This is a genomic window from Natronoarchaeum rubrum, from assembly GCF_024494695.1.
The window spans coordinates 272,706-291,985 of record NZ_JANHDP010000004.1 but is presented as its reverse complement, the minus strand read 5'-3'; the positions used below and the strand labels follow the sequence as shown (position 1 = coordinate 291,985).

Here is a 19,280-nt window from a genome sequence, read left to right as displayed (position 1 = left end):
GTGAGCGTGTCACCCCTGTCGCTGGAAATCACCTGGCTGGCCGCGCTCACCGTGGGCGCCGGCTTCGCGAACCTGTCGCTTCTGTGGTTCGTCCGCCGGTACCGCGACCGGCCCGGCGGGACGTGGTTCGTCGCGCTCGTCGGATCGATGGCCGCGGTCTGTTTCAGCTACGGCGTCGGGCTGACGGTGTTCGAGCCGGTCGCGCTCCGCGCCGGGCTGGAGGCGCTGTTCTGGCTGACGGGGGGCTGGGCGGCGTTTTGCTGGTTCGCGTTCGCGCTGGCCTACACCGGGCGCGGACGCCTGCTCCGGTCGGCGCCGGTGGCCGGCGTCGTCGTCGCAGTCGGCGTCCTGACGCTGGTCGTGTCGACGAACTCCTTCCACCACCTCGCGTGGAGCGAGTTTCGGGTCGCGCCGGCCTACGGCGCGGCGACCGCGAGCTACGACCGGGGCGTCGGCCTCGTCGCCGGCTTCGCCCTGATCGCGGCGCTCATCGCCGCCTCGCTCGTCGTCCTCCTGGAGACGATCGTCAGCTACGGGCGCCTGTTCCGACTCCAGACGATCGCGCTCGCGCTCACGCCGGTGCTTCCCACGCTCGCGCTCGTGTCGTACGTCTTCGAACTCGGGCCGGCACCGCGCGTGAACGTGTTGCCGCTGACACTCGTGCCCCACATGCTGCTCGACGCCTACGCGCTGTACGGGGGTGACATGTTCGAGTTCGATCCGGCGACCCGACGCATCGGCGAGCGCACCGCGATCGACGACGTCGACACGCCGGTCGTCATCGTCGACGACAGCGGGCGGATCATCACGTTCAACGCGGCCGCCGGCCCGCTGCTGGACGCCGACGACGAGGCGATCGTCGGCGATCCGCTGGACGACCACCTCTCGGCGACCGTCGATCTCGACCGGAACGAACAGGACGTCGAACTGCTCGAAGGCGGACGGCGCCGCCACTACCGCGTCACCGCGTCGCCGTTCTACGGCGCCGACGAACGCCGGCTGGGCTACACGGTCGCGCTGCAGGACGTCACCGACATCGTCCAGCGCGAGCGCCACTTCGCGGTGCTCAACCGCGTGCTGCGACACAATCTTCGGAACGACCTGACGGTCGTGACGGGACACGCCTCGCGGCTCGAGTCGGGAATCGACGACCCGGAGCTCGCCGACGCGGCGTCGATCGTCGTCGACGAGAGCCGGCAACTGCTCGATCTCGCGGATCGAGCGCGGGAGCTCGACCGCTCCGTCCGCGAGGGAACCGAGCCGTCGGTCGTCGATCTCCGATCGCTGATCGAGCGGCAGGTCGCCGAGGTCGACGCCGCGGTGCAGGTCGCTTCCGGTCCCGGCTCGGAGACGACTCGTCGGGCCGACGCCGAGATCGACGTTCCGCAGTCGCTTCAGGTTCGCACCGATCCGACGCTGCTCGGCCTCGTCGTCGGCAATCTGCTCGAAAACGCCGTTCAGCACAACGACGCCGCCGAGTCGGTCGTCACCGTGCGAACGGCCGACACGGCCAGAGACGGGCGAGCGATCCGACTGGAAATCGCCGACAACGGCCCCGGCATCCCACAGACGGAAGTCGCGGTGCTCGAAGACGGGTCCGAGACGTCGCTGGAACACGGCAGCGGGCTGGGGCTGTGGGTCGTCAAGACGGGCGTGACCGCGCTCGGCGGCGACCTCTCCTTCCGCGCGGACGAGCACGGGACGACGGTCGAACTCGTGGTTCCCGGGCTGGTCGACGAGGATGCGGACGAGCGGTAGAGCCCAATTCCGGGCCACAGCTGCCGTCCGGAGCGGTCTCGGGGGGAACCGCGCGCCGGCGACTTGCGTCAATTATTTCCCGACAGGGAGCCACCCTCCGGGTATGTTCGGAGGAGGCGGCGGCGGTATGGACCCCCGCAAGATGAAGCAGATGATGGAACAGATGGGCGTCGACATGGAGGAGCTCGACGCCAACCGCGTGGTCATCGAGACCGACGACGCCGACCTCGTGTTCGAGGACGTCGACGTCAACAAGATCGACGCGCGCGGCCAGGAGACCTACCAGGTCGTCGGCTCGCCGGAAGAGCAGGAAGCCGGTAGCGCGGCCGGCGCGATCGAGAGCGAGTCCGGCGGCGACGACGCCGAGGAATCGGCCGGCGTCCCGGACGACGACGTCGAGATCGTCGCGATGCGGACCGGCGCCAGCGAGGACGCCGCCCGCGAGGCGCTCGAAGCAAACGACGGCGATCTCGCCGCCGCGGTCGACCAGCTAGAGTGACGGTCCTGGTGGTCCGCGGGGACCGCGAGTTTCTCGTCGAGCCGGGCGAGGACTTCGGCACCGATCTGGGCGTGCTGGACGTGCCCGAGGATGTCCAGCCCGGCGACACGATCACGACCCACCTCGACGAGCCGTTCGAGGTCCGGCGGCTGCGCTCGCCCGACCTGTTCCACCACATGGAGCGGACGGGCGCGCCGATGATGCCCCGCGACATCGGGCTGGTCGTCGGCCACGTCGGCGTCCAGTCGGGCGACCGCGTTCTGGACGCCGGCACCGGGACCGGCGTGCTCTCGGCGTACCTGGGTCGCATGGGCGCCGAGGTGACCACGTTCGAGCAGAAGGCGGAGTTCGCCGAGGTGGCTCGCGAGAACATGGCGCTGGCGGGCGTCGCCGATCGCGTCGACGTCAACAGCGGCGACGTAGTAGAGGCGATCGACGAGCGCGACGACTTCGGAGAGTTCGATCTGCTCACGCTGGACACCCAGGACGCCCCCGATGTCGTCGAACGCGCACCGGACCTGCTCGCCGACGGCGGGTTCGTCGCGGTATACTCGCCGTTCGTCGAGAACACGCGCGAGGTCGTCGAGGCGGCCCGCGACACCGGGCTCTCGAACGTCGAGAGTCAGGAGACGATCCAGCGCGAGATGGACTTCGACGATCGCGGCTCCCGACCCTCGACCCGCGGCGTCGGCCACACCGGCTACCTGACGTTCGCGCGGAACGTCTGAGGGTGCGGTACGGTCATAATTTCGGAGTCGCGCGAGGGATTTATAATGCTCCGATGACACGTTGGCGGTATGATTGGAGTCGTCGTCGCCTTCATCCTGTTCCTGCTGTTCCTCCAGTGGACGTTCGAGTACGTGCTCAAGAGCCGGGTCAGAGTGTGTACGGACTGTGGAAACTTCTTCAGTAAGCAGGGCTGGCTCTTTGGCTATCCCAGCCCGCCCGATTCCTGTCCCGAGTGCGGGAAAGACGTTTCCGGCCTCGACTGAACTCGCCCGCACCGCGGGGGACGCCGCACCGGCGCCCCGCTACGCGACGCCGCCGATCAGCTCCAGCAACTCGGATTCGTAGCGTTCCGGCTCGACGCCGACGCCGAGCCCGCCGTCGCCGACCGGATGGGCACCGCCGGCGATGGTGAAGCCGTCCTCGCGCCAGACGGCGAGTAGCCCCTCGATCGGGATGGCCGTCCCGTCGCACTCGTAGCTACCGGTAAACGCTGTCGCGCTCGCGTGCCCGCCGGCGTTGACGCTGACGCGGCGGCGGCCGCCGTGCTGGATGTCGGTGAGCCCACGATCTTCGAGTCGATCGGCGAACGCGCCCTGGGCGGCCGAGGTCACCGTCTGCTGGAGCAGCGCCTCGACGCGCGCCGAGAGCGCCGGGTCGAACGCCAACTGCGTGGCGAAGAAGAATCGCGTGATGTCCTTGCCGGTCGCTCGGTGCAGTCGCTCCCGGAGCGCGGCGTCCTCGTAGACCAGCGTGTACCCCTCGACGGCGACCACGGGCAGGCTGAACAGCGTGTCGACCGACGCTTCGACGCACTCCCACGCTTCGATCCCCTCCGCGGTCACCTGCGGTGGCGTCGCGGCCATCGATACAGTCTACGATGTCCAGCCTATTGATGTCTGGTATATGTTAGCAAACATTGGACCGTTGACAGCATCCGAGCGAGCGAAGCGAGCGCGGTTGCACGCGAGCGCCTTTTTTGGTCGAAATTTTTGGCGGGGTCGAGCGACCGATCGGAGATCGGTCGCGGTGCTCCTGCAAAAAGGTCGTTAGTGGTCGTCTTCGCGCCACTTGTGCTCGCACTCGGTGCAGACGAAGAAGCGAGTCTCGGACTCGTCTGCCGCGCGGATCTGCTGCATGTACCAGTACGCGCGGTCGTGCCCGCACTCGGGACAGCGCGCGTCGGTCTTGGGCAGGCCGCTACCGCCCTTCTCGGTCTCGATGATCTCGCTGGCCTCCTGGTCGTCGGTGATGACGTAGTTGGCGTCCGGATTCTTGGGCTGCTTGTTGCCGCAGCTGTCGCAGATCCAGAGCTCGTCGTCGGCTTTCATCATCGAACCGCACTCGTCGCAAAACTCCATTGTTGAGCATTCCTATCGGCGGCGGGGTTTTAACACCCGCGGTCGCCGTTCGACTGCTCGACGGCGGCGTCAGGACGGCCAGATCCGCCGGCCGCGACGAGCGCTACCCCTCGCCTTCCGACTGGTACGGTTCGCCGACGGCTTCCCGCGGCAGCGCGTTGTTGAGGGCGCTGTTGAGTTCGTCCACCGACTCGAAGGAGTCGCTGGCGGTCTCCGAGACGACCTCGCCGAGGTTCGCCTCGCCGTCGGCGAGTTCGAGCGTCACGTCCGAGAGTGCGTCGGCGGCGTCCGCGCGCACTACGGGGTAATCGAGCTCGTCCAGTACCTCGTCGACGCGGCTGAGTCTGGTAGTGCGACCCATGGAAACGTCTACGACGGCACCGCCCTTCTACGTGTGCCCCGTCCGACGCCGGATCCAGAACTGGCAAGTACGGGCGCCCCGATACCACCACGCGATGACGCTCTCGGAGGAGGCTCGCGACCGGCTCGCCGACGTCGTCGAGCTCCAGCCGACGAAGAACGGCGAGTTGCAGGACCGGTGGGCCCTCGACAGCGGCAGCGAGGTCCACCAGTTCCTCGAATCGGAGCTGAGCGATTACTACTACCGCGACGACAACAGCCTGATCCGGGCGACCGCCGAGGCCAACGACATGGTCGATGTCGAGCCGGGCGTCGAGGGCGAGGAAGACGAGGTGCCCAGCGTCGTCCGCGTCCCCGAACTCCAGGCGCAGATTCTGGACGTGCTCGCCGGGCCGGACGAGCGCTCCGAGAGCGTGGTGTCGGTGCTCCACTCGCTGCGGGAGGCCTACGACGTCGACCCCGACACCGAGGACGTCCGATCGGGACTTCAGAGCCTGCGGCGCAAGGGCGTCGTCGAGGTCGAGTACCGGAGCGTCCCCACGTTCCGGCTGACCGCCGAGCGCGACGAGATCGAGGTCGAAGTGTCGGATTGAACGTCGTTCTGCGGCCGCTTTCTCCCGATATCCGGGTCGACGCCACCGACGCCGCGGCGCTCACTGACCGCGGCGTCTCACAGACCCGGACGATGCCGCCGCCGCCGCTCTGCGAGCAGTTGCTGCAGCCGCTTCCCGGGTCCGCCCTCGATCGGCCACCCGCGCTGGCGCCACGCCGGCGGCTCAGGTTCGTACTCCGGACAGGATCCCGAGCACTCCGCGCTGGTCTGGGTGCACTCTTTGGCGTCACAGCGGGGCAGCAGTTGGCCATCGGCGTCGAGCAGTCGGAAGTGCCGGCAGTCGGGCCGCATCGAGTCGACGAAGGAGCGCCAGCCCCGCTCGTAGGCGCGCTCGGCGATCCGGAGCCGGAGCTCGCGCTTTCGCTCGGGGGCGACGTACTCGAACGTTCCCGCGGACTGGACGTACTCCGAGTCGGCGTCGTCGGCTCGGTCCTCGATCCGGGTGCCCGGCGCGTCGGCGTCGAGCGTCCGCGGGTGCCAGGCGACCGACGCCGACCGCTCGGCGGGATCGACGGCGAGTACGCCTGCCTCGACGGGGATGTCCTCCAGAATCGCGGGCTCGACGCGCTCGCCGGTCGCGGTCGTCGCGACCCACGCCTCGTCGGCCAGCGCGAGCGCGACGTCCCGCTCCAGTTGCGGGCGCAGGGCCCGGGCCGCGCTGGCGTCCAGATCGGGCTTGTTCTCGATCGCGACGATCCGGTCGATCCAGTCCGGATAGACCCACTTCCGGCGGATCTCGATGCGGTTGCCGTTCCGTCGCACGTCGAGAATGTCCCGATCGTCGGCCTCGTGGATCGCCTCGCGCACGTAGCGCCAGGCGTAGCCCGGATCGGGCAGGCAGTCACGGTACCACGCCCAGTCCGCGGGCGCCGACCGGACCACGTGCAGCAGGTCGCCGTCGAGGCGCTCGGCGCCGAAGTTCGCGCGCCGCCGGAGCGCCGCCCGGTCGGCTTCGATCGCGATCGTGTCCCAGCGGCGCCGCTTCGTGCCGAGCTGGCGGGCGACCAGCACCGCGCGCTCGGCGTCGCGCTCGTCGCCCGGGGGCCACTCGCGCTCGACCCACCGACAGACCAGCAGCTCGAACTCGAACTCCGAAGCCGGCTCGGCTGTCACTGCTCGCACAAGGGGGTCGATCGGATAAAACGGTTCGGTGGGTGTCGTGCGGCGGCGACCAGTGGTCGACGTCTACCGTGTCACTCGTCGGCGCCGTCGCGAACCTGCACGGCCATCCCGGCGTCGAAGTCGAGCATGGCATCCGCGGAGAGCTCGGCCCGACCGACCGCGAGCAGGCGCCCCTCTCGGTGGACCACGAGTACCTCGTCGCCGGGGCGGATTTCCGGATCGGCTTCGGTGACGAACTTCGCGAACGTGTTCTTGCCTTCGCGGACGAACGGCTCGCTGTCGTCTCCGACGACGACTCTGTTCTTCGGGTGATCGAGGCCGGCGAGTCGGCGCCCGCCCTCCAGTCCGAGCGTGAATCGGCCGTCGACGCCGAGCGTGACGAGCCGACCGCCGTCCGCGAGCACCTGACTCGGGCGTCCCGAACTGCTGCGCTTGACCTCGTAGTCGTCGTCCTGCGGGAAGAGCAGCGCCCCGGCGCCGGCGCCGAACTGGTAGTCCGCCACGCGCCGGAGATCGTCGCCGTCGTCGCCGAGGCCGCCCGCGCCCGAATCGTCGGTCATACGCCCGGTTCGGACTCGGGGTGCGAAAGGGCTTCGACCCGTCCGTGGTCGTTGGCACCGTTTCACTCACTGCTCGTCATTTGTCATTCGTTACCACCCTACCCGCACGCATTCGGAGAGAAAGCTATAAGCCGCGGGGACGTAATCCAACGTACAGTTATGGATACGACGAAAGTCGGTTTGGGGGCGTTCCTACTGGTTGTCTCCAGCGTGCTCCTGCTGGCGATCGGCGCGAACGGAACCGGGATTCCCGTACTCCTCGGCGGCGTCGCCGCGCTCGGCATGGCCGCAGGATCGCTGCTGATCGGCGTCACGAACGACGGCCCCACCGTCTAAACGCGCACTTCTTCGGCAGTTCTCCACCCCGAGTAGCGATCGCTTCGGGGAGTCGAGCGGCGAGTCGCGTCCGGTCGGCAGTTCGCGAACGCTACGCGGGAACCAGACGCCGACGGTTCACAGCAGGAACGTCTCGGTCCGCTCGCTCAGGTCGAGGAACGAGTCGGCGGCCTCCTTGAGTTCGTCGGCGGTCGAGGACTCGAAGCTCATCACCTCGACGCGGACGCCCTCGTGGCGCAGGTGCGAGCAGAGCCGCGAGAAGTCGCCGTCGCCGGTACAGAGCACGACGGTGTCGACGTGGTTGGCCAGCGTGACGGCGTCTAAGCTCATTCCGACGTCCCAGTCGGCTTTCTTCGAGCCGTCGCTGAACGTCTTGATGTCCTTGATCTTCGTCTCGAAGCCGATGTCGGTCAGCGCCTCGAAGAAGCTCTCCTCCTCGGGCGAGTCCGCGCGAATCACGTACGCGATCGCTCGCGTGAGTTCGCGACCCTGAACGCTCTTCTCCAAGAGCGACGAGTAGTCGATGTTGTTCGAGTAGAGACTCTGGGCGCTATGGTACAGGTTCTGGGCGTCGACCAGCACGGCGACGCGCTGCCCGGAGTGGATGTCGGTCATGCTTGCCGTTCGCCCGGGCGGCAATAAATACCTTCGTTCGTCAGGGGCGCCCCGACGATGGCGTCAGTAGCTTCGCAGCCGCCGGATGCGCTCTTCGGTGTCGGGGTGGGTCGAGAACAGCTTCTTGAGCCCGCCGCCGTCGCCGAAGATACAGAGCGCGCTGACCGAGTCGTCGATGTTGCTCTCGCGACCCTGCGCGCCGCGCTGGATCTTCTCCAGCGCACGGGCGAGGGGCTCGCCGCTGCCGATCACGTCGGCGGCGTCGCTGTCGGCGATGTACTCCCGGTACCGGGAGATCGCGAGCACGAAGATCATCACGAACATCTGGGTCAGCATACCGGCGATCCAGCCCAGCACGAGGTCGGCGATCTCGTTGTCGCCGGTCGCGATCACCAGCCACTGGACGGCGATGCCGACGATGCCGGCGACCGACTGTCCCAGCGTCATCGTCACCACGTCGCGGTTCGCGATGTGGGCGAGTTCGTGTGCGAGCACGCCCTCCAGCTCGTCCTGCTGGAGCGTGTGGATCAGTTCCGTCGAGACCACGACGGTCCCGTTGCCCTTTCGGCCCGTTGCGAAGGCGTTGGGAACGCCCATCTGGGCGACCATCAGGCGAGGCTTCTTGATCCCCATCTCCTTCGACATGTCCTCGACCGCGCGGTGGATCTCACGGTACTGGTCTTCGGGCATATCGTCGGCGCCGACGCTCCACAGCGCCATCTTCGTCCCGAGCAGATACTGGAACCCGGCGAACCCGACTGCGAGCACTAGTACTGCGGCCAACGGCAGGTTGAACACGATCGTCGCTACTCCCGCTGCGAACGCAAAGAACGCGAACAGGATGGTGCTGACGACCGCCATCCGTACCTTCAGGCCGAGGTGTCTCATACGCGAGGGTGTTCCCACTCGCACCTGATAAATTCCGCGACGTGGAGAGATGCCGACGCTCTCGGCCGTCCCGGTACCAGAAACGATAAGTCGGGGCGCCACGGTGACACTACCGTGAGCAGTCCCGCTCGTCGCTCGGCCGGACGCCGCGCCGCGAGCGGGAGCGCCGCCGCTATTCTGAAAAAACCGGCCCGATAGAGCGCTCGCGGCGAGGCTGGCGACCTCGTCGGGGGTGCGCGTCGACCGGTCGATCATTCGATTGAAACCCCTGCAGCGCGACACAGCATCCGAGAACGACACCCGATCGAACACACCACACACATGACACAGGAGCTATTCAGCGGCGTGTTCCCCGCGATGGTCACGCCCTTCGAGGACGACGAGAGTATCGATCACGAACGACTGCGAGCCGACGCACAGCGACTGGAGGCCGCGGGCGTCGACGGACTGGTTCCCGTCGGCTCCACGGGCGAGAGCGCGACGCTGACCCACGACGAGCACGTCGAGGTCGTCGAGACGGTCGTCGACGCCGTCGAGGACGTGCCCGTGATCGCGGGCACCGGCTCGAACAACACCCGCGAGGCGCTGGAGCTGTCCGAGCGCGCCGCGGACGCCGGCGCCGACGCGCTCCTTCTCATTTCGCCGTACTACAACAAGCCCGAGCAGCGCGGGCTGGTCGAGCACTACCGGACGATCGCCGACGCGGTCGACCTGCCCCAGATCGTCTACAACGTCCCCTCGCGGACGGGCCGAAACATCGAACCGGATACCGCGGTCGAACTCGCCCGCCACGAGAACATCGCGGGCTTCAAGGCCGCCAGCGGCGACCTGAACCAGATCTCCGAGATCGTCGAGCGCACGCGCGATCAGGACTTCGCGGTGCTCTCGGGCGACGACGGGCTGACGCTGCCGATGCTATCTGTCGGCGCGACAGGCGGGATCAGCGTCGTCGCCAACGTTGAGCCCGAGCGCGCCTGCGCGATGGTCGGCGCCGGCCTGTCGGGCGACTTCGAGCGGGCCCGCGCGATCCACCACGAGCTCGCCCCGCTGACCCGGGCGCTGTTCTGGGAGACCAACCCGATCCCGGTCAAGGAGGCGATGCACATCCGCGGGCACTGCCCGCCGACGCTTCGCTCCCCGCTCTCGCGGCTCGCCGAGGAGTACCGCATCGACCTCGCGAACCTGCTCGACGACCTCGACGAGCAGCGGGCGGCCAGCCCTGCGGAGGTCGAGGGATGACGCGCGTCGCGGTCGTCGGCGCTACCGGCCGCACCGGCGGCGAGGTCGTCGACGCCGGCGTCGAGCGCGAGGACGTCGACGTCGTGGTCGGCTTCGCGAGCGAGGCCGGCGAGCGATCGGACGTCCCTGTCCGGCCCGTCGCCGAGATCGGCGACGCGCTGGCCGAGCACGATGTCGACGCCGTCGTCGACTTCTCGACGCCCGAGGCGACGCTGTCGGTCGCCGACGCCTGCGTGGAGGCCGGCGTCGCGCTCGTGATCGGCACCACCGGGTTCGACGAGGACGCCGAGGCGTCGCTGCGCGCCGCCAGCGAGCAGATCCCCGTGCTCAAGGCGACCAACTTCTCGCGCGGGATCAACGTCCTCCAGCGGGTCGTCGGGGAAGCCGTTGCGGCGCTGGACGGCTACGACCTCGAACTGATGGAATCGCACCACAACGGCAAGGTCGACGCGCCCTCGGGCACCGCCAACTCCATCTTAGAGACCGTCCAGGAGGAGCGCGACGTCGACCCCGTCTACGGCCGCGAGGGCCACGCCCCGCGCGACGAGGACGAGATCGGCGTGTTCGCCCGGCGCGCTGGCGACATCCGCGGCGAGCACGAGCTGATCCTGGCGGGCAACGACGAGGTCCTCAGCCTCTCCCACCGCGCGGAGGACCGCGGCGTGTTCGCCGCCGGCGCGCTGGACGCCGCCGTCTGGCTCGCGGGACGAAACCCGGACTGGTATACCTTCGGCGCGGTAATCGACGAGTCATGAGCCTCGAATCCGACATCGACGACCTGTGGCAGCGCAAGCAGAGCGGGCTGACGGCCGCCGACGCGACCGACGAGCACCTCGACGTACTCGACGAATTCCTCGCTGCGCTGGAAGCCGGCGACGTGCGCGCCGCCGAGAAGAGTGGTGGAGAGTGGGAGGCCAACGAGTGGGTCAAGCAGGGCATCCTGCTCAACTTCGGCCTGCGCGAGACGGTCGCCCGCGAGTACGGCGGCGTCGACTACCACGACGTGCTCCCGCTGCGCGAGACCGCCGACCTGAACGAGCGCGGCACGCGCAACACGCCCGACGGGACGGCGATCCGACGCGGCGCCTACCTCGGCGAGGACTGCATCATGATGTCCCCCTCGTTCGTCAACATCGGCGCCCACGTCGGCGACGGGACGCTGATCGACTCGTGCGACACGGTCGGCTCCTGCGCCCAGATCGGCGAGAACGTCAAGCTCGGCGCGAACACGCTGATCGGCGGCGTGCTCGAACCGGTCGAGGACGCCCCCGTGATCGTCGAGGACGGCGTCTCGCTGGGCGCCGGTTGTCGCGTCACGAGCGGCTTCGTCGTCGGCGAGAACAGCGTCGTCGGCGAGAACACGCTCCTGACGCCCCGGATCCCCGTCTACGACCTCGTCGAGGAGGAGGTCGTCTACGGCGAACTGCCGCCCGAGCGCCGGGCGTTCCAGCGCTTCGTCGAGTCCTCGGTCAGCGACCACGAGATGATCGAGGGCGGCGCGTTCAAGCCCGCCGTCGTCGCCACCCACATCGAGGACGAGACGCTGGAGGCCACCGAGCGCGAGGACGCGCTCCGGGAGTGATCCGGTCGATATGAGCGACGACGACAGCACAGAGATCGACTGTACGATGCCAGAGAATCCCGAGATCAGACGCCTCACCGACTGGAACGCCGAGCGGCTGCGGCGACTCCTCTCGGAGTACGCCAGCCCGCTGTACGTGCTGGACCTCCAGCGGGTGCGCGAGAACTACCGCCGGCTCGCCGCCGCGTTCCCGGACGCCGACGTCCACTACGCCGCGAAGGCGAACACCGCCCGGCCCGTCCTGCGGACGCTCCAGTCCGAAGGCGCCGGAATCGAGTGCGCGTCGGCGGGCGAGACCGTCCGCGCGCTCGACGCCGACGTCCCGTCCGAACGCGTCCAGTACACCGCCGTCAACCCTCCGACCGAGGATCTCGACACCGTGGTCGGGCGCTGGGCCCAGGGGGCAGACGATCTGACGATCACGATCGGCGCGCTGGACACGCTCGACCGGCTGGAATCCAGAGGCTACGACGGACGCCTCTGCGTCCGCGTCAACCCCGGCGTCGGCGCCGGCCACCACGAGAAAGTCGCGACGGGCGCCGACGCCAAGTTCGGCGTCCCTTACGAGCGCGCCGGCGAGGCGCTCGCGGAAGCCGACGATCGCGGCTTCGACGTGGTCGGGATCCACGCCCACGCCGGCAGCGGCATCTCCGGCGAGGACCTCCAGTCGCACCGCAAGCTCGTCTCGCGGATGGGCGAGCTCGCGCGAAACTCGCCGGTCGACCTGGAGTTCGTCGATATCGGCGGCGGCTTCGGCGTTCCCTACAGGGAGGACGAGGACCCGCTGGATCTCGACGCCGTCGCCGAGGCGACGCGCGAGGCGCTCGGCGAAGTCGACGCCACTCTGGAGATCGAACCCGGCCGCTATCTGGTCGCGGACGCCGGCGTCCTGCTGACCGACGTCAACACGGTCAAGGAGACGCCCGACGGTCGCGTGATCGGCGTCGACGCCGGCATGACGACGCTGCTGCGGCCGGCGATGTACGACGCCTACCACCCGATTCGGAACGTCGCGCCGGACGCCGCCGACCGGCCGGCGATCGCACAGACCGTCACGGGGCCGATCTGCGAGAGCGCCGACGTGTTCTGCACCGACCGCTCGATCGCGGAGTGTCGCCGCGGCGACGCGCTCGCGATCGGCAACGCCGGCGCGTACGGCTACGAGATGGCCAGCCAGTACAACTCACGGCCCCGCCCCGCGACGGTCGTGCTGTCGGGCGAAAAGGAAGCCATCGCCCGGCGACGCGAGACGATCGAGGACGTGACGCGACTGGAGCGGGAGGTCGAGTGGCTGTGATCCCCTTCGAGAAGTACCACGGCACCGGCAACGACTTCGTCGTGATCGAGGCCGCCGAGGCCGCGGCGATCCCCGATCTGTCGTCGTTCGCCGTCGAGCACTGTGACCGCTCGGACGGCCTCGGCGCCGACCGCGAGGACGCCCACACGGGCGCCGACGGCGTGCTCGTGCTCGATCTCGACGCCGACGCCGATCCTGCGCGCGTCGAGATGACGCTGTACCAGCCCGACGGCGGCACCGCGGCGATGTGCGGCAACGGCGCCCGCGTCGTCGCCGCCTGGGCCCACGAGCGCACGGGCGAAACGGAATTCGTCATCGAGACGGGCGCCGGCGACCGCGCCGCGACCGTCGAGGAGGCGGGGAACGGAGAGTTCCTCGTCAGCGTCGAGATGGGCGACCCGGCGTTCGCGCCGGCCGACGTCCCGCTCGCCGAGTCGTACGACGAGCCGATGATCGAGGCGGCGGTCGGCGAACTGGCCGTTACGGCGGTCAACACCGGCGTACCTCACACCGTGGCGTTCGTCGAGGACGTGGACGCCGTCGATCTGCAGGAGATCGCGCCGTCCGTCCGCCACGCCGACGCGTTCCCCGAGGGGACGAACGTCAACCTCGCCGCCGCCGATGGGGACGGCTTCCGCCAGCGCACGTTCGAGCGCGGCGTCGAGGGCGAGACCGACGCCTGCGGAACGGGAGCGGTCGCGATCGCCGCGGTCGCTCGACGCCTCGGCCGCGCCGAGGGCGAGGCGATCCGCGTCAGCCCGCCCGGCGGCGACCTCGACATCCGCGTCCCCGACGACGGCCCGGCCGTGCTGCGCGGCCCGGTCGCGTTCGAGTACGCCGACCGAGTCGATCCGCTGGGCGACGCGCTCGGAGGCGGGTTCTGATGGGCGCCGAAAGCGAGCGCGGCGCTGGCGGGAGCGAGGGGTTCGACCCGATCGAGTTCCTCGACGAGGCGGTGCGGATCGAATCTCACGAATCGGTCGACGAGATGCGATCCGTCCTCGTCGAGACGCTCGCCGAGCACGGCGTCGACGCGACGGTCGACGAGGCCGGCAACACCATCGCGACGCGAACCGGGAAGTCAGCAGACGGCGCTTCTGGTACTCACGTCGTACTCAACACCCACATCGACACCGTGGTTCCCCACGTCCCCTACGACCGGGACGACGAGCGCATCTACGGCCGCGGGTCGTGCGACGCCAAGGGCCCGCTGGCCGCGCTGCTCGCGGGCTTTTTGACCGTGAATCCGGGCGAAGGCCGGTTCACCCTCGCCGTCTCGCCCGACGAGGAGACCTTATCGACCGGCGCGGCGGCGCTCGACGTCGAGGAACTCGTTCCGGGTTCCGCACCGCCGGACGCCGTGATCGTCGGCGAGCCGACAGGGTTAGACGTCTGCAACGCGGCGAAGGGGCGGTTCCAGGGCACGATATCGCTGGGCGGCGAGAGCGCCCACGCAGCCGAACCCGACGACGGCATCAACGCCGTCGCCGCGGTGCGGGAGCTGATCGACGCCGTCGAGACGTTCGACGAGCGCGAGGAGACGCCAGACCCGCACGACTCGCTCGGCGCGCCGACGCTGACGCCGACGACGATCGAGGGCGGCGCCGCGACCAACCAGGTGCCCGCCGACTGCGAGGTCGTCGTCGATCGCCGGTCGGTGCCGCCCGAGACCAGCGAGGGGTTCCGGTCGGCGCTCGAAGCCCACGTCCGCGAGCGCGTTCCCGACGACGTTGCGGTGGAGTTCGCGCTGACCGACCGCGAGAGCCCGTTTCTGGAGGCCTTTGCGACCGACGCCGACGACCCGCTGGTCCGGACGCTCGCGGACGCCGCCGGCGGGGCGGTGCGGCCGTTCACCGCGGCCACCGAGGCGTCGTACTTCGCGGCGCACGCGCCGACGGTCGTGTTCGGCCCCGGCTATCTCGCCGACGACGAGGGCGCCGTGGCGCACTCCGAGCGCGAGTACGTCCCGATCGAAGAAGTCGAGCGGGCGGCCGAGGCGGTGACGCGGACGCTCGGCGCGCTGGTCGACCGCGACGACTAAGGCCGCCTCCGTCTTTCGGCGCCGATTCGCTGTTTCTCGACCTGCGACCGAGCACAAAGCATACACCGGTGGTGTCAAACCAGCTAGTAATGAAGCGCAGACAGGTCCTCGCGGGCGCGGCTGGCGCCCTCTCCGTGACGCTGGCCGGCTGTGCCGATCCGACCGCAGTGCTGATCATGACGGGGGTCTCCGACGAGAGGATCGCCGAGCGCGCGTCGGTCTCGCCTCCGGATCAGACGTCGAGACGGATCGTCCGGACGGCCGCCGAGAACGGCTCGGCGACGGCGTCGGGCACCCGGCCGCCCCTCGACGTCGACGATCCGATCGCGTTCGACGGCGCGTACTACGAGCTCTCGCGCTCGGAGACGCGGATCGGCGAGGAACTGCGAGTCACGATCAACGTTGATCCCGGCGCGAGCGCGCCCGACGCGGCGACGATCGCGTTCGCGGATCTTCCCGAGCCCGACAGGGAGCTGTTCGGCCGGATCGTCCCGCCGCCGGAGGGTCGCGAGGGTGTCGTCGGCGCCTCGGCGGTCTACGACGACGCCGACCGCGAGGCGTCGGTGCTCGTTCCGGAGGCCGAGTACGGCGCGGTCGAGCGCGACGGCGAGCGCTTTTCCTTCGAAGTCGTCGGCAGGGACGAGGTCGACGCCTACGAGTACCGCTACGAGGCGACGCGCGTCGCCGAGAACGCCGCTGCGTTCGCCGAGCGGATCCGCTCGGCGCACCTGTTCGAGCTGTCGGGCCTGAGCGACGCGGAACGGGAGATCGTGGAGGAAGCGATCGACGGCGGCTACTACGACGGCTCGGTCAGCGACGCCTTTTCATCGCTCGCCGAGCGGTTCCGCGACCACGACGCCGTCGAGCCCTCCGACTGGGGCGGCGAGTTCCTCGTCCGATACGACGGCACCGACTACTGGGCCGACCTCCAGCACCCGCCGAGCGACGCCGAGTGAAACCGCGACGCACCTCCGGGCGTCCGGAGCGCGGCGCAACGACTTTCCCCGCTCCGCGTGACGTTGATCCGATGAGCGCTATCGAGGTCTCCGGGCTCACGAAGGACTACGGCGACGTGCTCGCCAACGACGACGTCACGTTCGACGTCGCGTCGGGCGAGGTGTTCGGCTACCTCGGCCCCAACGGCGCCGGCAAGACCACCACGATCCGGACGCTGATGGGGTTCCAGTCGCCGACCGACGGCACGGCGACCGTGCTGGGTGCCGACGTGCGCGAGGAGTCAGATCTGGTCGCCACCAAGCGCCGGATCGGCTACCTGCCCGCGAATCCGGCGTTCGACGACACCGCGACGGGCCGCGAGGTGCTCGACCTCCACGCGTCGATCAAGGGTGATCGGCGGCGCGACGAACTGCTCGAACTGTTCGAGCCGCCGCTCGATCGGCCGATCCGGGACTACTCGACGGGCAACGTCCAGAAGCTCGGGCTCGTGCAGGCGTTCATGCACGACCCCGACCTCGTCGTGATGGACGAGCCGACCGCGGGACTGGACCCGCTGCTCCAGCGCCGCTTCAACGAGTTCGTCCGCGAGGAACGGGAGCGCGGGACGACCGTCTTTCTCTCCTCGCACGTCCTCAGCGAGGTGCGCCAGATCTGCGACCGCGTCGGCATCATCCGCGAGGGCCGCATCGTCGCCGTCGAGACGGTCGCGGACCTGCTCGGACGGTCGGGCAAGTCGGTCCACTTCCGGGTCGCCGGCGACGTCGATCCCGACGCGGTCGATCTGGCGGGCGCGCACGACCCCGTGATCGAGCGGGTCGAAACGCCCGACGACGATGGAGGGCGGATGACCGAAGTCGCCTTCACCTACACCGGCGACGTGAACGAACTCGCGGACTTCCTGGCGGGGTTCGATCTGCTGGAGTTCGACGTCGAGGAAGCGCCGCTCGAAGACGTGTTCATGCGATTTTACGGGGACGACGACGGTGAGCGGACGGACGGAGGTGAGCGATCCGCGAACAGATCGCGATCCACGTCCGATCAGCGATCGGACGGAGGGGATCGGTGATGCTGGAGATCGCCCGCTACGCCGGCCGCAAGCGACTCAAGGGGTCGGCCGCGATGACCGCCGGTATCGCCGCGCTGACGACGATGTACGTTCTGCTCTTTCCCTCGATCACCGGCGCGGCCGATCTGGACGAGATCATTCAGGCGTACCCGCCGTCGCTCGTCGAGGCCTTTGGCATCCGGACGCTCAACACGATCGAGGGCTTTCTCGCGACCGAGCTGTACGCGTTCGCGTGGGTGATCTTGCTGGGGCTGTACTTCGCGTACGCCGGCGCCGGACTGATCGCCGGCGACGTCGAGCGCGGCCGGATGGACGTGACGCTGTCCCTGCCGATCACCCGAAGCCGGTTGCTCCTCGAGAAGTTCGCGTCGCTCCTGGTCCCGCTCGTCGTCACGAACGCCGTGCTGCCCGTGGTCGTGTTCGTCGGCGTCCTCGCGATCGGCGAGGACGTCGATATGGCGCGCATCCTGATGGCGCACGCTCTCTCGATGCCGTACCTGCTGGCCTGCGGCGCGATCGGACTCGTCGCGTCGGTCGCGGTGGACCGGGCGTCGCTCGCCCAGCGAGCGGCGGCGGGCGCGGTCTTCGCGCTGTTCCTGTTCGAGTCCGTCGTCGCCGGAACCGCGGTCGAACCGCTCGGCGCGCTCTCGCCGACGCGGTACTACGCGCCGGCCGACATCCTCGTCGACGGAACGTACGACTTCGCGGGCGCGGCGATTCTGCTCGCCGGAACGGCTGCGCTGGTGCTGGCGAGTCGGGAGTGGTTCCGGCGAAAAGACGTGGAGTAAGGGTGGCGAACGCTCGGAGGGCCGATCGGGCGTTCAGTCGCCCCCGGCTTCGGCGTCGACCGCGATCTCCAGGTCGAACGGCTCGTCGGCCGGCGCGTCGCCGGGCATGAGGTAGCCCGTCGCGAACGCCGTGTAGACGCCGCCGCTCATCACCTCGACGTCGAACGTGGCGGCGACCTCGCCGTCGTTGTTCTCGGTCGCCGGGCGAACTTCGAGCGTGTAGCTGCCGGCGGGGACCTCGGCCGTCGCGGCCTCGCCGAACGCGACGTCCTCGAACAGCACGTCGCCGCTTCCGTGGAGCGTGACGTCGACCGCGGGCGCGTCCGGCGAGGTGTGGATCAGCCGAACACGGGCCATCTCGCCCGGATCGCTCAGGTCGTCCTCGTAGAGCTCGACGGCGAAGGGTTGGTTCTCCTCGGCGAGTTCCCCGAGCGCGACCGCGGAGTAGGCGCCGTCCGAGAGCTCGATCGTCTCGTCGAACACGACCGTGTCCTGATCGCCGGCGGCCGTGATCATCACGTCGTGGCTTCCCGTCGCGAGTTCGAGGTACTCGCTGACGGCGCGGTAGGGCACGTCTTCGAGCGCGGCGTCGCCGTCGACGTACACGTCGACGTTGGGCGCATCGGGCGACATGTGCGCGGCACGGAGCTGGGCCATCTCCGGCCCGGCGTCGACGACCACTTCGAGGTCGAACGGTTCGTCCGCGGGCGCGTCGCCCGGCGCGAGGTAGCCGACCGCGAACGCCGAGTAGACGGTGCCGGCCATCAGTTCGACGTCGAACGTGGCGGCGACCTCGCCGTCGTTGTTCTCGGTCGCCGGGCGAACTTCGAGCGTGTAGCTGCCGGCGGGCACCTCGGCCGCCGCGGCCTCGCCGAACGCGACGTCCTCGAACAGCGCGTCGCCGCTCTCGGCGACGGTGACGTCGACGGCGGGCGCGTCGGGCGAGGCGTGGACGAGCCTGACACGGGCCATCTCGCCCGGATCGCTCAGGTCGTCTTCGAGCACCACCGGCGCGAAGGGCTGGTTCTCCTCGGCGAGTTCGCCGAGCGCTGCGACGGTGAAATTGCCTTCGGGAACCTCCAGTTCGTCGTCGAACACGACCGTGTCCTGATCGCCGGCGGCCGTGATCATCACCTCGTACGTCCCCGGAGCGAGTTCGAGGTACTCGCTGACGGCGCGGTAGGGCACGTCTTCGAGCACCGGGTCGCCGCCGACGTACACGTCGACGTTGGGCGCGTCGGGCGAGAGGTGCGCGACCCGCAGGTTCGCCATCGCCTCCTCGTCCATCGAGTCGTCGGACTCGTTGCCGGTCGACTCGTTACCACTCGACTCGTTGTCGTCCCCCTCGTCGGGATCGCCCCCGGTACAGCCGGCCAGCGTCCCCAGAACCACCGCTCCCCCCGTCGTCTTCAGAATCGTTCGGCGCGTTTGCTGTTGCATAGCGACAGTTCGAAGGTCGAAATGGTAGGATA

Annotated in this window: 23 protein-coding genes; 15 read left to right on the top strand and 8 right to left on the bottom strand. The window is 69.2% G+C overall.

Features of this window, described 5'->3' with window-relative positions:
• The first annotated feature begins 6 nt into the window (after positions 1-6).
• The 4 genes from NO931_RS12210 (at position 7) to NO931_RS12195 (ending at position 3,249) form a co-directional block, all read left to right on the top strand.
• Positions 7-1,758, top strand: a complete 1,752-nt coding sequence (locus NO931_RS12210; RefSeq protein ID WP_256392611.1) for a histidine kinase N-terminal 7TM domain-containing protein — start codon at positions 7-9, stop codon at positions 1,756-1,758.
• 103 nt (positions 1,759-1,861) lie between these two features.
• A complete protein-coding gene (locus tag NO931_RS12205) occupies positions 1,862-2,257 on the top strand; it encodes a nascent polypeptide-associated complex protein (protein WP_256392610.1) in 396 nt (131 codons plus the stop codon).
• Complete coding sequence (locus NO931_RS12200) at positions 2,254-2,985, top strand: tRNA (adenine-N1)-methyltransferase (protein WP_256392609.1); 732 nt, start codon at positions 2,254-2,256, stop codon at positions 2,983-2,985. The genes NO931_RS12205 and NO931_RS12200 overlap by 4 nt, the downstream gene beginning before the upstream one ends.
• 69 nt (positions 2,986-3,054) lie before the next feature.
• Complete coding sequence (locus tag NO931_RS12195) at positions 3,055-3,249, top strand: hypothetical protein (protein ID WP_256392608.1); 195 nt, start codon at positions 3,055-3,057, stop codon at positions 3,247-3,249.
• Positions 3,250-3,288: 39 nt separating this feature from the next.
• On the opposite strand, the gene NO931_RS12190 is transcribed toward NO931_RS12195, so the two are convergent.
• The 3 genes from NO931_RS12190 to NO931_RS12180 form a co-directional block, all read right to left on the bottom strand.
• Positions 3,289-3,849: a DUF6517 family protein gene (locus tag NO931_RS12190; protein ID WP_256392607.1), complete on the bottom strand. Its 561-nt coding sequence runs from the start codon at positions 3,847-3,849 to the stop codon at positions 3,289-3,291.
• 183 nt (positions 3,850-4,032) lie between these two features.
• Positions 4,033-4,344 carry a transcription factor S gene (locus tag NO931_RS12185; RefSeq protein WP_256392606.1) on the bottom strand — a complete coding sequence of 104 codons (312 nt, stop codon included), beginning with the start codon at positions 4,342-4,344 and terminating at the stop codon, positions 4,033-4,035.
• 103 nt (positions 4,345-4,447) lie between these two features.
• On the bottom strand, positions 4,448-4,705 hold the full coding sequence (locus NO931_RS12180; RefSeq protein WP_256392605.1) for a DUF5789 family protein: 258 nt from the start codon (positions 4,703-4,705) through the stop codon (positions 4,448-4,450).
• A gap of 94 nt (positions 4,706-4,799) precedes the next feature.
• Here NO931_RS12180 and NO931_RS12175 point away from each other — a divergent pair, with 94 nt between their 5' ends.
• Positions 4,800-5,297 carry a DUF5797 family protein gene (locus tag NO931_RS12175; protein WP_256392887.1) on the top strand — a complete coding sequence of 166 codons (498 nt, stop codon included), beginning with the start codon at positions 4,800-4,802 and terminating at the stop codon, positions 5,295-5,297.
• Between the two features lie 77 nt (positions 5,298-5,374).
• Here NO931_RS12175 and NO931_RS12170 read toward each other — a convergent pair whose 3' ends face one another.
• Both NO931_RS12170 and NO931_RS12165 read right to left on the bottom strand, forming a co-directional pair.
• Entirely contained in the window at positions 5,375-6,430 is a 1,056-nt protein-coding gene (locus tag NO931_RS12170) for a DUF5787 family protein (RefSeq protein ID WP_256392604.1), read from the bottom strand.
• 80 nt (positions 6,431-6,510) lie between these two features.
• The gene (locus NO931_RS12165) at positions 6,511-6,999 is read right to left on the bottom strand and encodes a PUA domain-containing protein (protein WP_256392603.1); all 489 of its coding nucleotides are present in this window, start codon (positions 6,997-6,999) and stop codon (positions 6,511-6,513) included.
• A 159-nt stretch (positions 7,000-7,158) separates the two neighbouring features.
• Between NO931_RS12165 and NO931_RS12160 the strand changes: the two genes are divergently transcribed.
• Positions 7,159-7,335, top strand: a complete 177-nt coding sequence (locus tag NO931_RS12160; RefSeq protein ID WP_256392602.1) for a hypothetical protein — start codon at positions 7,159-7,161, stop codon at positions 7,333-7,335.
• A 117-nt stretch (positions 7,336-7,452) separates the two neighbouring features.
• Here the strand turns inward: NO931_RS12160 and NO931_RS12155 are convergent, their stop codons facing one another.
• Together NO931_RS12155 and NO931_RS12150 are read right to left on the bottom strand one after the other, a co-directional pair.
• Positions 7,453-7,950, bottom strand: a complete 498-nt coding sequence (locus NO931_RS12155; protein ID WP_256392601.1) for a LabA-like NYN domain-containing protein — start codon at positions 7,948-7,950, stop codon at positions 7,453-7,455.
• Between the two features lie 63 nt (positions 7,951-8,013).
• Positions 8,014-8,838, bottom strand: a complete 825-nt coding sequence (locus NO931_RS12150) for a M48 family metallopeptidase (RefSeq protein ID WP_256392600.1) — start codon at positions 8,836-8,838, stop codon at positions 8,014-8,016.
• Positions 8,839-9,159: 321 nt separating this feature from the next.
• Here NO931_RS12150 and dapA point away from each other — a divergent pair, with 321 nt between their 5' ends.
• From dapA to NO931_RS12105, 9 genes are all read left to right on the top strand, one after another.
• On the top strand, positions 9,160-10,077 hold the full coding sequence (gene dapA / locus NO931_RS12145) for a 4-hydroxy-tetrahydrodipicolinate synthase (protein ID WP_256392599.1): 918 nt from the start codon (positions 9,160-9,162) through the stop codon (positions 10,075-10,077).
• On the top strand, positions 10,074-10,832 hold the full coding sequence (gene dapB, locus NO931_RS12140) for a 4-hydroxy-tetrahydrodipicolinate reductase (RefSeq protein ID WP_256392598.1): 759 nt from the start codon (positions 10,074-10,076) through the stop codon (positions 10,830-10,832). The genes dapA and dapB overlap by 4 nt, the downstream gene beginning before the upstream one ends.
• Entirely contained in the window at positions 10,829-11,659 is an 831-nt protein-coding gene (locus NO931_RS12135; protein ID WP_256392597.1) for a 2,3,4,5-tetrahydropyridine-2,6-dicarboxylate N-succinyltransferase, read from the top strand. The genes dapB and NO931_RS12135 overlap by 4 nt, the downstream gene beginning before the upstream one ends.
• A 10-nt stretch (positions 11,660-11,669) precedes the next feature.
• Positions 11,670-12,956, top strand: a complete 1,287-nt coding sequence (gene lysA / locus NO931_RS12130) for a diaminopimelate decarboxylase (protein ID WP_256392596.1) — start codon at positions 11,670-11,672, stop codon at positions 12,954-12,956.
• Positions 12,953-13,840, top strand: a complete 888-nt coding sequence (gene dapF, locus NO931_RS12125) for a diaminopimelate epimerase (RefSeq protein ID WP_256392595.1) — start codon at positions 12,953-12,955, stop codon at positions 13,838-13,840. Before lysA ends, dapF begins: the two co-directional genes overlap by 4 nt.
• Positions 13,840-14,997 carry a M20 family metallopeptidase gene (locus tag NO931_RS12120; protein ID WP_256392594.1) on the top strand — a complete coding sequence of 386 codons (1,158 nt, stop codon included), beginning with the start codon at positions 13,840-13,842 and terminating at the stop codon, positions 14,995-14,997. Before dapF ends, NO931_RS12120 begins: the two co-directional genes overlap by 1 nt.
• 89 nt (positions 14,998-15,086) lie before the next feature.
• Complete coding sequence (locus tag NO931_RS12115) at positions 15,087-15,953, top strand: hypothetical protein (protein ID WP_256392593.1); 867 nt, start codon at positions 15,087-15,089, stop codon at positions 15,951-15,953.
• 71 nt (positions 15,954-16,024) lie between these two features.
• Entirely contained in the window at positions 16,025-17,020 is a 996-nt protein-coding gene (locus NO931_RS12110; protein WP_256392592.1) for an ABC transporter ATP-binding protein, read from the top strand.
• Positions 17,020-17,808, top strand: a complete 789-nt coding sequence (locus tag NO931_RS12105; RefSeq protein ID WP_256392591.1) for an ABC transporter permease — start codon at positions 17,020-17,022, stop codon at positions 17,806-17,808. The genes NO931_RS12110 and NO931_RS12105 overlap by 1 nt, the downstream gene beginning before the upstream one ends.
• Positions 17,809-17,841: 33 nt before the next feature.
• Here NO931_RS12105 and NO931_RS12100 read toward each other — a convergent pair whose 3' ends face one another.
• Entirely contained in the window at positions 17,842-19,248 is a 1,407-nt protein-coding gene (locus NO931_RS12100; RefSeq protein WP_256392590.1) for a DUF4397 domain-containing protein, read from the bottom strand.
• Between the last annotated feature and the right edge of the window lie 32 nt (positions 19,249-19,280).